The 12,029-nt window shown below is 59.8% G+C and carries 10 protein-coding genes; 9 read left to right on the forward strand and 1 reads right to left on the reverse strand.

Going from position 1 to position 12,029, the window contains the following annotated elements:
• Positions 1-118 precede the first annotated feature (118 nt).
• Complete coding sequence (locus IB241_RS14615) at positions 119-2,020, reverse strand: sigma-54-dependent Fis family transcriptional regulator (RefSeq protein ID WP_192299048.1); 1,902 nt, start codon at positions 2,018-2,020, stop codon at positions 119-121.
• Positions 2,021-2,291: 271 nt separating this feature from the next.
• Here IB241_RS14615 and IB241_RS14620 point away from each other — a divergent pair, with 271 nt between their 5' ends.
• The 9 genes from IB241_RS14620 to IB241_RS14660 all read left to right on the forward strand — a co-directional run bounded on the left by IB241_RS14620 (position 2,292) and on the right by IB241_RS14660 (position 11,685).
• The gene (locus IB241_RS14620) at positions 2,292-3,812 is read left to right on the forward strand and encodes an aldehyde dehydrogenase family protein (protein WP_192299049.1); all 1,521 of its coding nucleotides are present in this window, start codon (positions 2,292-2,294) and stop codon (positions 3,810-3,812) included.
• Positions 3,813-4,022: 210 nt separating this feature from the next.
• Positions 4,023-5,456 (forward strand): ethanolamine permease, encoded by a 1,434-nt coding sequence (gene eat / locus IB241_RS14625; RefSeq protein ID WP_192299050.1) that lies wholly within the window; start codon positions 4,023-4,025, stop codon positions 5,454-5,456.
• 53 nt (positions 5,457-5,509) lie between these two features.
• Positions 5,510-6,904 (forward strand): ethanolamine ammonia-lyase subunit EutB, encoded by a 1,395-nt coding sequence (locus IB241_RS14630; protein WP_124525118.1) that lies wholly within the window; start codon positions 5,510-5,512, stop codon positions 6,902-6,904.
• On the forward strand, positions 6,901-7,734 hold the full coding sequence (gene eutC / locus IB241_RS14635) for an ethanolamine ammonia-lyase subunit EutC (protein WP_192299051.1): 834 nt from the start codon (positions 6,901-6,903) through the stop codon (positions 7,732-7,734). The genes IB241_RS14630 and eutC overlap by 4 nt, the downstream gene beginning before the upstream one ends.
• 92 nt (positions 7,735-7,826) lie before the next feature.
• Positions 7,827-8,285, forward strand: a complete 459-nt coding sequence (locus IB241_RS14640) for a GNAT family N-acetyltransferase (protein ID WP_192299052.1) — start codon at positions 7,827-7,829, stop codon at positions 8,283-8,285.
• Positions 8,286-8,582: 297 nt separating this feature from the next.
• Positions 8,583-9,239 (forward strand): DedA family protein, encoded by a 657-nt coding sequence (locus IB241_RS14645; protein ID WP_192299053.1) that lies wholly within the window; start codon positions 8,583-8,585, stop codon positions 9,237-9,239.
• A 6-nt stretch (positions 9,240-9,245) separates the two neighbouring features.
• A complete protein-coding gene (locus IB241_RS14650; RefSeq protein ID WP_192299054.1) occupies positions 9,246-10,061 on the forward strand; it encodes a zinc-dependent peptidase in 816 nt (271 codons plus the stop codon).
• Between the two features lie 109 nt (positions 10,062-10,170).
• Positions 10,171-10,698, forward strand: coding sequence for an inorganic diphosphatase (gene ppa, locus IB241_RS14655; RefSeq protein WP_003219382.1), 528 nt, complete (start codon positions 10,171-10,173; stop codon positions 10,696-10,698).
• Between the two features lie 213 nt (positions 10,699-10,911).
• Complete coding sequence (locus IB241_RS14660) at positions 10,912-11,685, forward strand: helix-turn-helix transcriptional regulator (protein ID WP_192299055.1); 774 nt, start codon at positions 10,912-10,914, stop codon at positions 11,683-11,685.
• Positions 11,686-12,029: the final 344 nt, after the last annotated feature.

Genomic DNA, 12,029 nt, shown 5'->3' on the forward strand with positions numbered 1-12,029 from the left:
ATGGCATTGACCAGTTCCTATAGGAACAGGCCAACTCAATGTGCGTGGAACTTCCCACTTAACAATAAAAAATCAATTCAGCTGACCGTTGAAAAGAACACCCTCCTACAACTTTCAATTAAACCGAAGCAAAACGGGTAATCCCGTGTTTTCGCAACTTGCGGTACAAGGTATTGCGACTGACACCCAGATGCTCCGCCGTTTGCGTCATGCGCCAATGCTGACGCTCCAGCGCCGCCAACAAAGTCTGGCGCTCGGCATCGTCGAGCGGCAACTCGCTGGCCCGGTTCAGCGGGGCCTGGTGCAATAGCGCCGGCAGGTCGGCCAGCCCGATGCGTCCGTGATCACACAGCGCCACCAGGGTGCGCAACACGGTGCGCAATTGCCGCACATTCCCAGGCCAGGCATAGCCCAGCAACGTTTGACGCGCCGCCGGCTCCAGGCTGATCGACTGTCCTTGCGCCTCCTCGGTCAACAGGAAGTCGAACAACTGCTGCTTGTCACTGCGCTCGCGCAATGCCGGCAAGGCCACTTCCAGACCGTTGAGGCGGTAGTACAAATCCTCGCGAAAGCTGCCGTCCTGCACGCGCGCCAGCAGATTGCGGTGGGTCGCGCTGACGATTCTGACATTCACCGCCTGGGGCGCACCGCCGATGGGTACCACCTGGCGGTCCTCCAACACCCTCAACAAGCGGGTCTGCAACGCCAGCGGCATGTCACCGATTTCATCGAGGAACAGGGTACCGCCGTCCGCTTGCTGCAACTTGCCGCGCATGCCTTCTTTAAGCGCGCCGGTGAAGCTGCCGCCACGATAGCCGAACAGTTCGCTTTCGATCAGGTTTTCCGGGATGGCCGCACAGTTGAGTGCAACAAACGCCTTGTCTGCGCGCTGGCTGGCCTGGTGCACGGCCTTGGCGAAGGCTTCTTTACCAGAGCCGGTCTCGCCGTTGATCAACAAGGGCACATCGCGCTCGAACACCCGCAGCGCCTTGCGAAACTCGTTTTGCAGCGCCGGATCGCCCAGGCAGATACCGGGCAAGCGCGCCGGCGCGGGCTTGGCCACTGGCATCGACACCGGCACCGTGCGCGACTGACCGCGCAACGCGGCGAACAGGTGCCGGCCGTCACGTGTGCGCAGAGGCCAACTGGCAGTGGCATTGGCACTGGCGCGTCCGAGCAGTTGATCCAGGGAACAGTCGAAGCATGCGTCTACCGACTGCCCCAGCAAACTGCCGCGCATTTGCCCCAGCAGGTTGAGGGCGCTCTGGTTGACCGCACAAATCCGCCCATCGCCGTCGAACGCCAGCTGTCCTTCGCTGAACAGGCCCACCGACTCGGCTTGCAGATGAAAACGCAGCAGCCAGTGATGTTCAAAGTGGCGCAGGAAATAGCAACTTTCGATCATCTTCGCCGAGAGGTTGACCAGCGCCATCGTATGGAACTGGCTCTGGCGCGATACGGCCTCACGGGCTGAAGACACATCCAGCACCGCCAGCAATTCGCCATGAGGGTCGAACACCGGGCTCGCCGAACACGTCAGCCCGGTATGGCGGCCGCGAAAATGCTCATCGCGATGAATGGTCAGGGACTGGCGCTCTACCAGGCAAGTGCCGATACCGTTGGTACCTTCGCAGGCTTCGCTCCAATCGGCACCGAGCCACAACCCGGCACGCTCGAAGATCTTGCGCTCGGACGGCGCGGTGACACAGTTGAGGATCACCCCGCGCGCATCGGTCAGCAGCACCGCATGACCGGCGCCCGAGAGCTGTTGGTGCAGGCTGTTCATCTCACTGCCGGCAATGTGCAGCACCTGTTGCAGGCGCTCGCGGCTTTCCAGCAAGCGGCCGTGCTCAAGCACGGTGGGCGCGAGGGTCTGCGCAGGGTCGAGATGATAGTCCTCCAGGCAACGCAGCCAGGACCGGGCGATCGACGGATCACTGGCGGGGCCTTGGGAACGTGCTTGTCCGCGTGTCACGGTCAAGACTTGCTGGGCATGGCGACTGAAATGATCGTTGTGCATTTCTTATTATTCTCCCTGCGTGAGAGCGCCCAGCATCCCCCAGCCATCCGACCAATGCAATCCCGGGCAGACTCACTGGTCACGGGCTGTACCGTTTATGGCACAACCTGTCACATCACCTGTGTCAACGCTGCCACAGTAGCGCCTTGCAACAAAGTCCAAGCCCTTGATTTAGCTGGCCTGCGCAGCGGTGGCCCAACCTTTGCTCTACGCTTATCAAGCGCAGCAGCGCTGCACTCCAAATAAACATAAAAGCCAGGAGATACCCACCATGCGTTACGCACACCCCGGTACTGAAGGCGCAATCGTTTCGTTCAAGGCCAAGTACGGCAACTACATCAACGGCGAGTTTGTGCCGCCGGTCGAAGGCAACTATTTCACCAACACCTCGCCAGTCAACGGCAAGCCTATCGCCGAGTTCCCGCGCTCCACTGCCAAGGACATCGACAAGGCGCTTGACGCCGCCCACGCTGCTGCGGACGCCTGGGGCAAAACCTCAGTGCAGGACCGCTCGCTGGTGCTGCTGAAAATCGCCGACCGTATCGAGCAGAACCTCGAACTGCTGGCCATCACCGAAACCTGGGACAACGGCAAGGCGGTGCGTGAAACCCTCAACGCCGACATCCCGCTGGCCGCCGACCACTTCCGCTACTACGCCGGCTGCATCCGCGCCCAGGAAGGCAGCAGCGCCGAGATCAACGAACACACCGCCGCCTATCACTTCCACGAACCGCTGGGCGTGGTCGGCCAGATCATCCCGTGGAACTTCCCGATCCTGATGGCCGCCTGGAAACTCGCCCCGGCCCTGGCCGCCGGCAACTGCGTGGTACTCAAGCCGGCCGAGCAAACCCCACTGGGCATCAACGTGCTGCTCGAAGTGATCGGCGACCTGCTGCCACCGGGCGTACTCAACATGGTGCACGGTTTCGGTAAAGAAGCCGGTGAAGCCCTGGCCACCAGCAAGCGCATCGCCAAGATTGCGTTCACCGGCTCGACGCCGGTGGGCTCGCACATCATGCATGCGGCGGCTAACAACATCATTCCGTCGACCGTTGAGTTGGGTGGCAAGTCGCCGAACATCTTCTTCGAAGACATCATGAAGGCCGAGCCGTCCTTTATCGAAAAGGCCGCCGAAGGCCTGGTGCTGGCGTTCTTCAACCAAGGCGAAGTGTGCACCTGCCCATCTCGCGCCCTGGTGCAGGAGTCGATCTACGACGACTTCATGAAAGTGGTGATGAAAAAGATCGAATCGATCAAACGTGGCGACCCGCTGGACACCGACACCATGGTTGGCGCCCAGGCATCCGAGCAGCAGTTCGACAAGATCCTGTCCTACCTGGAAATCGCCAAGGGTGAAGGCGCGCAGCTGCTCACCGGCGGCAAGGTCGAGAAGCTCACCGGCGACATGGCTGGCGGCTATTACATCCAACCGACCCTGCTCAAGGGCACCAACGCAATGCGCGTGTTCCAGGAAGAAATCTTCGGCCCGGTGGTAAGCATCACCACCTTCAAGGACGAAGCCGAGGCCTTGGCCATTGCCAACGACACCGAGTTCGGCCTGGGTGCTGGCGTGTGGACACGCGACATCAACCGCGCCTATCGCGTAGGCCGGGCAATCAAGGCGGGCCGCGTGTGGACCAACTGCTATCACCTGTACCCGGCGCATGCCGCGTTCGGCGGTTACAAGAAGTCCGGCGTGGGACGTGAGACGCACAAGATGATGTTGGATCACTACCAGCAAACCAAGAACTTGCTGGTTAGTTATGACATTAATCCGTTGGGCTTCTTCTAACTAACCACTGCCCTCCCACATTTGAAATGCAATTGAAAATGTGGGAGCAGGCTTGCTCGCGAAAGCAGTGTATCAGTTACAGACTTATCAACTGACCTACCGTTTTCGCGAGCAAGCCCGCTCCCACACTTGAAGTTTCATAAGTACTTGCGAACTTCATCCGGCACACAGATGCCGAATTAGAACAATAACAATGAAAGGTACTTCCTCATGCCTAGCGAACCGAGTGGATCTTCTGTCGACTTCGAAAAAGTCGACTCCCAATACTTCCAACAACGCGAACTCAAAAAAGGCGCCGCCGGCTGGGTGCTGTTGGTTGGCCTTGGCGTTGCCTATGTTATTTCCGGCGACTACGCCGGCTGGAACTTCGGCCTGGCCCAAGGTGGCTGGGGTGGCATGTTCCTCGCCACTTTGCTGATGGCCACCATGTACCTGTGCATGTGTTTTTCCCTGGCCGAACTGTCCTCGATGATCCCAACCGCCGGCGGCGGCTACGGGTTTGCCCGCAGTGCGTTTGGCCCCTGGGGCGGGTTCCTCACGGGCACCGCGATCCTGATCGAATATGCCATTGCACCGGCAGCCATCGCGGTGTTCATCGGCGCCTATTGCGAGTCGCTCTTCGGGGTTGGCGGCTGGATGATCTACCTGGCGTTCTACATCATCTTTATCGGCATCCACATCTTTGGTGTCGGTGAAGCCCTGAAGTTGATGTTTGTGATCACCGCTATCGCCGCGATTGCCCTGGGTGTGTTCCTGGTGTCGATGGTGCCGCACTTCAACGTCGCCAACCTGCTCGACATTCCCGTGACCGAAGCCAAGGGCGCCAGCACGTTCCTGCCGTTCGGCTACGTCGGCGTGTGGGCGGCGATTCCTTATGCGATCTGGTTTTTCCTCGCCGTCGAAGGCGTACCGCTGGCTGCCGAAGAAACCAAGAACCCGAAACGCGACCTCCCTCGCGGCCTGATTGGCGCCATTGTGGTGCTGACCAGTTTTGCCCTGCTGATCCTGGTGATTGCGCCGGGCGGTGCGGGAACCTATGCACTGATCAAATCGGGCAACCCATTGGTTGAAGCGCTGGCGCTGTCCTACGGTGGTTCGACGTGGATGGGCAGCTTCGTCAACCTCGTCGGCCTGGCCGGCTTGATTGCGAGTTTTTTCTCGATCATCTACGCCTATTCGCGGCAGATCTTCGCGCTTTCCCGTGCGGGCTACCTGCCACGCAAACTGTCCCAGACCAATAAAAGCAAAGCACCGGTGCTGGCATTGGTCATCCCCGGCATCATCGGTTTTGGCCTGTCTTTGACCGGCCAGGGTGATTTGCTGATCCTGGTGGCGGTGTTCGGCGCGACGATTTCCTACGTGCTGATGATGGCCGCGCACATCACCCTGCGCATTCGTCGCCCCAAAATGGACCGCCCGTACCGCACACCTGGGGGCATCTTCACCTCCGGCGTCGCCTTGGTACTGGCTTGCGTGGCCGTAGTGGCGGGCTTCCTGGTCGATCCACGGGTGGTGATTGGCGCTGCGATCATCTATGGAGTATTAATTGCTTACTTTGCTTTCTACAGCCGGCATCACTTGGTAGCAGGCACGCCCGAAGAGGAATTCGCGGCGATCCAGGCCGCAGAGGCCGCCTTGCACTGACTGCCGTAAACCTCGACGCGAGCGCCGTGCCCGCGTCGTCAAGGAGACACTGTATGGCAAGCTTTTCCCACGCGGTGGGTACACAAACCTACCGCTTCGACAGCCTCAAGGACGTAATGGCCAAGGCCAGTCCTGCACGCTCCGGGGACTTTCTCGCTGGCGTGGCCGCGCAAAACGACGGTGAACGGGTGGCCGCGCAGATGGCGCTGGCGAATATCCCGCTGAAACACTTCCTCGAAGAAGCGCTGATCCCCTATGAAAGCGATGAAGTCACCCGGCTGATCATCGACACCCATGATAAGCAGGCGTTTGCCGTGGTCAGCCACCTGACCGTCGGCGGCTTGCGCGACTGGCTGCTGAGCGACGCGGCCGACGAACATAGCCTACGCGCGCTGGCGCCTGGGCTGACGCCGGAAATGGCTGCCGCCGTGTCCAAGATCATGCGCGTGCAGGATCTGGTGCTGGTGGCGCAGAAGATCCGCGTCGTCACCCAGTTCCGCGGCACCATGGGCCTGCGCGGGCGCTTATCCACACGCCTGCAGCCCAACCACCCAACCGATGAGCCGGCCGGTATCGCCGCGAGCATTCTCGACGGCCTGCTGTACGGTAACGGCGACGCCATGATCGGCATCAACCCGGCCACCGACAGCATCGCCTCGATCTGCGCCATGCTCGAAATGCTCGACGCAATCATCCAGCGCTACGAGATCCCGACCCAGGCCTGCGTGCTGACCCACGTCACCACCTCCATCGAAGCGATCAACCGTGGCGTGCCGTTGGACCTGGTGTTCCAGTCGATTGCCGGCACCGAAGCGGCCAACGCCAGTTTCGGCATCAACCTGAACGTGTTGCAGGAAGGTTACGACGCGGGCCTGAGCCTCAATCGCGGTACCCTGGGCCAGAACCTGATGTATTTCGAAACCGGCCAGGGCAGCGCCTTGTCGGCCAACGCGCACTTTGGGGTCGACCAGCAAACCTGTGAAACCCGGGCCTATGCGGTGGCGCGGCATTTCAAGCCGTTCCTGGTCAACACCGTGGTCGGTTTTATCGGCCCGGAGTACCTGTACAACGGCAAGCAGATCATCCGCGCCGGCCTCGAAGACCACTTCTGCGGCAAGCTACTGGGCGTGCCGATGGGTTGCGACATCTGCTACACCAACCACGCCGAAGCCGACCAGGACGACATGGACACCCTGCTGACCCTGCTCGGCGTGGCGGGGATCAACTTCATCATGGGCATCCCCGGCTCTGACGACATCATGCTCAACTACCAGACCACCTCGTTCCACGACGCCCTGTACGCCCGCCAGACCCTGGGCTTGAAGCCGGCACCGGAGTTTGAACAGTGGCTGGCGAAGATGGGTATCTTCACGCAAGCCGATGGCAAGGTGCGCTTCGGTAACAGCCTGCCACCGGCGTTTCGCCAAGCCTTGGCGCAATTGGGATGAAGGAGCCGCCCGTGCAACTCGACCTACCTGAGAACCCGTGGCTGGAACTGCGCCGCCTGACCCCGGCGCGCATTGCCCTGGGCCGTACCGGCACCAGCATTCCCACCCAGGCGCAACTGGACTTCCAGTTCGCCCACGCCCAGGCGCGGGACGCCGTGCACCTGCCCTTCGACCATGCCGGCCTCAGCGGCCAACTGGCCGAACGCGGCCGTGAGAGCCTGTTGCTGCACAGCGCCGCAACTGACCGGCACAGCTACCTGCAACGCCCGGACCTGGGGCGGCGCTTGAGCGATGAGTCGGCCCAGGCGCTGCGCGCACATGCGGCGGCCAATCCCGGTGGCGTGGACCTGGCAGTGGTGGTGGCAGATGGCTTGTCCGCACTGGCGGTGCATAAACATACGTTGCCGTTTCTGACACGCATGGAAGAACAGACCCACGCCGAAGGCTGGTCCTTGTCACCCGTCATCCTGGTCGAACAAGGCCGTGTGGCCGTGGCCGATGAGATTGGCCAATTGCTCGGCGCCAAGATGGTGGTGATCCTGATCGGCGAACGGCCAGGGCTCAGCTCGCCGGACAGCCTGGGGTTGTATTTCACCTACAACCCCAAGGTCGGCCTCACCGATGCGTATCGCAATTGCATCTCCAACGTACGCCTGGAGGGCTTGAGCTACGGCATGGCAGCCCATCGCCTGCTTTACTTGATGCGAGAGGCGTGTTGCCGGCAACTGTCGGGGGTCAACCTCAAGGATGAGGCGCAGGTTCAGACCATCGAATCGGATGATCCGGACCTGATGAAAGGTAATTTCCTGCTCAGTTCACCGGATGACTGAACGCTGCATGATTGCGCTTTTTCGCGCCGTTAGGCAGCATCGAGTCACGGCCGCTTCTGTGGTCATACCCCATTTGGAAGTTGAGGCCTGGCATGCGGATTACTCAAGCGACCCTGGAACACCTGGACCTGTTGACCCCATTGTTCGTCAAATACCGCGAATTCTACGGTGCATTGCCCTTCCCAGACTCGTCGCGGGCCTTCCTGGAAAAGCGCCTGCGCCGCAAGGAATCGGTGATCTACCTGGCCCTGGCCGATGATGACGATAAAAAGCTGCTCGGTTTTTGCCAGCTGTATCCGAGCTTTTCTTCGCTGTCGCTCAAGCGCGTGTGGATCCTCAACGACATCTATGTGGCCGAAGACGCTCGTCGGCAACTGGTGGCCGACAACCTGATGCGCACCGCGAAGAAAATGGCCAAGGAGACCCATGCGGTGCGGCTGCGGGTGTCTACCAGCAGTGACAATCAAGTGGCGCAGAAGACGTATGAGTCGATCGGGTTTCGTGAAGACACCGAGTTCAAGAACTACGTGCTGCCGATCAGCGAAGACTGACCACTGCCCCCCAAAATCCCCTGTGGGAGCGGGCTTGCCCGCGAATGCGGTGGTTCAGCATCAGATGTGCTGACTGACACGACGCTTTCGCGAGCAAGCCCGCTCCCACATTTGGATCGGTGTATATTTTCGAAAACCGCGACATCCCCCGCTACAAAACCAACAGGCTTTTCACCTCTCGATCCGTATAATGCGGACCTTTCAGGGATGTAAGAATCGCGGCATACACTTGTAGCCTTACTTACCCCAGCTTCCGCACTGGCCTGCTGAGCCGAGCCATTCACACAGGTGCCATCCATGGATTTCAACCCGCTCGACCTTATCCTGCATCTCGACGTCTACCTCGACCTGCTGGTAACCAATTACGGTCCGTGGATCTACGCTATTTTGTTCCTGGTGATTTTTTGCGAAACCGGCCTGGTGGTCATGCCCTTCCTGCCCGGTGATTCGCTGCTGTTCATCGCCGGTGCGGTCGCCGCAGGCGGCGGCATGGACCCGGTCTTGCTGGCCGGCCTGCTGATGTTGGCGGCGATCCTCGGGGACAGCACCAACTACGTCATCGGACGAACAGCGGGAGAGCGCCTGTTCAGCAACCCGAACTCGAAGATCTTCCGACGCGACTACCTGCAGAAAACCCACGACTTCTACGACAAGCACGGCGGCAAAACCGTGACCCTGGCGCGCTTCCTGCCGATCCTGCGGACCTTTGCACCATTTGTCGCCGGCATCGCCAAAATGCCTTACGCACGCTTCTTCGGTTTCAGCGTGCTGGGCACTATCCTCTGGGTCGGTGGCCTGGTGACCCTGGGTTACTTCTTCGGCAACGTGCCGTTCATCAAGAAGAACCTCTCGCTGCTGGTGGTGTTCATCATCCTGCTGTCGCTGGTGCCGATGATCATTGGCGTGTTTCGCAGCCGCTTTGGTCGCGCCTCCTCCGAAGCCAAGCCGCAGTAACCGCGGATGTGGTCCCTCAGCGCCTGGCGTCGCCGGCGCCTGCTGGCCAAGCACCCGATTGCCGATGACACCTGGCAGCGGGTGCGCCACCATCTGACCTTTCTCGACGGCATCAGCGCCGAGCAGGATCAATGGCTGCGCGAAGCCTGCGTGGTATTTCTCGCCGAAAAACACCTCACCGCCCTCCCCGGCGTCGAGCTGCATCAGGAACAACGCCTGCTGCTCGCCGCCCAGGCGCAACTGCCGCTGATGAACCTGGGCGACCTCGATTGGTATCGGGGTTTCCACGAAATCGTGCTGTACCCCGACGACTTTCTCAGCCCCCAACGCCATCGCGACAGCAGTGGCATCGAGCACGAGTGGGACGGTGAGCACAGCGGCGAAGCCTGGCAACAGGGTCCGGTGATCCTGGCCTGGCCAGGCGTGCTGGCCAGTGGCAACTGGGAAGGCTACAACCTGGTCATCCACGAACTGGCGCACAAACTCGACATGCTCAACGGCGACGCCAATGGCCTGCCGCCGCTGCACAGCGACATGCGCGTGCAGGAATGGGCCAGCGTGATGCAAAGCGCCTACGACGACCTCAATCGCCAGCTGGACGCCAACCCGGACGCCGAAACCGAGATCGACCCCTACGCGGCGGAAAACCCGGCGGAATTCTTTGCCGTTACCAGCGAATATTTTTTCAGCGCCCCGGATTTACTGGTCAATAGTTATCCACAGGTGTACGCCCAACTCAGCCGCTTTTATCGCCAGGACACCCTGGCCCGCTTGAACCAGCTACAAGCCACGGACCCGCGTTATCAGCCGCAGGGCGAATAACCGTACGACGTCTGGCGCATGGCATCGGCGGCGGAATGTGCCTATAATCGCCGCCACTTTTAGGCCAATCCGGCCAAGTATCTTGGCCAATTAACGGGGGCAACGCCCAATGAGCTACAGCAAGATTCCGGCTGGCAAAGACCTGCCGAACGACATCTACGTCGCCATCGAGATTCCGGCCAACCACGCGCCGATCAAATACGAAATCGACAAAGACAGCGACTGCCTGTTCGTTGACCGTTTCATGGCCACCCCGATGTTCTACCCGGCCAACTACGGTTTCATCCCCAACACCCTGGCTGACGACGGTGACCCCCTCGACGTGCTGGTGGTAACCCCTTACCCGGTGACCCCAGGCTCGGTTATCCGTGCCCGCCCAGTCGGCATCCTGAACATGACCGACGACGGCGGCGGCGATGCCAAAGTTATCGCAGTTCCACACGACAAGCTGTCCCAGCTGTACGTGGATGTGAAGGAATACACCGATCTGCCGCCACTGCTGCTGGAACAGATCAAGCACTTCTTCGAGAACTACAAAGACCTCGAAAAAGGCAAGTGGGTGAAGATCGACGGTTGGGGCAATGCAGACGCCGCCCGCGCCGAGATCCTGAAATCGGTTGCCGCCTACAAAGGCTGATACCCGTCCGGTATTACCCCGGCAATAGAAAAAGCCCCGACTATTCGGGGCTTTTTTATGCATGTAATTAAACACTCGGATCAACAAACAAAAACTAACGTTTAACAATACAAGAAAACTGAAAAATCAGGCCACAACTAAGTAAAACCCTACACGCGCAATTCAACGCATGGTTTATTTGATTTGTTTTTCCCGCCAGTAAACTCTGCGTTTATGAATACATCAGGTGATCGTTTAAAAGCACTGCTACGGGAAGTTCATCTTTCCGCCTCCGACTTCGCCAAGAACCGCGGCGTCACGCCTCAACACGTGAACAACTGGTTCAAACGCGGCGTACCCATGGGCAAACTCAACGAGATTGCAGAGTTGTTGTGCGTCTCCAGTCGGTGGTTGCACACCGGCATGGGCCCTAAACACCCACCGGTCAACTTTCTGTTGGACGGTCCGAACGCAAGGAATGCACTCCCCACCCGCGAAACCACCGGCAAATACCTCACAGGCTCGGCCTGCAACCCAGAAAAAACCGACGTGGAAATCCCCCTCCACCCCACATTTACGTCCACCGAGTGCATCCGCGTCTCCCTGCTCAGCCTCGAAACCCTCAAAGTAAACCCCGAGCGCGCAGTAGGCGCGTACATGGTCGACAACAGCATGACCGACATCATCCAACAGGGCGCCATACTCGCCATCGACAGCGGTCGCACCCAAATCATCGACGGCGAAATCTACGCGGTCGAACATGACGGCATGCTACGCATCAAATACCTCTACAACCGCCCCGGCGGCAGCCTGCGTATGCGCAGCCACAACGCCGGTGAACATCCCGACGAATACCTCACCTACGAGCAACGCTTTGAACAGAACTTCCAGATCGTGGGGTGGGTGTTCTGGTGGGCCACACTCAACACCCGTCGCCCACCCGTGCCGCTGGATGAGCAGTTATTGGGCTGGGAAGGCTCTAAATCGGATCCGGAGGTGGGCAATTGAGGTGAATGTGGGTATCATGCGCCGCACATTTGGCAGGGGTGGCGTTCAGCTGTTTCCCCTGTCTGGCGATGCGGAGGAGTTCCCGCGGATGCCCCTACCATTCAGCCAGACGCGACGTTGGCTGAGCGATTTGAAGGCTGGTGAGGCTTGTCAAAAACAAGCTGAAGCAGTCCCCGAGAAGCCGGCCACAAGCCGGCTTTTTAATGCCTGCAATAAATGGCCGAATTGACTTTCAGGGGCCCCACCTCACGCGTCCTCGGAGAGAGTCGCGCGCGCTGCTTTTAAGCGAGCTGCGCAAATGGACACCAATCCAACCCGCAGTATATCCTGCGTCTGAAACAACT

It is taken from the genome of Pseudomonas sp. PDM05 (assembly GCF_014851685.1).
In the GTDB taxonomy this organism is placed as follows: domain Bacteria; phylum Pseudomonadota; class Gammaproteobacteria; order Pseudomonadales; family Pseudomonadaceae; genus Aquipseudomonas.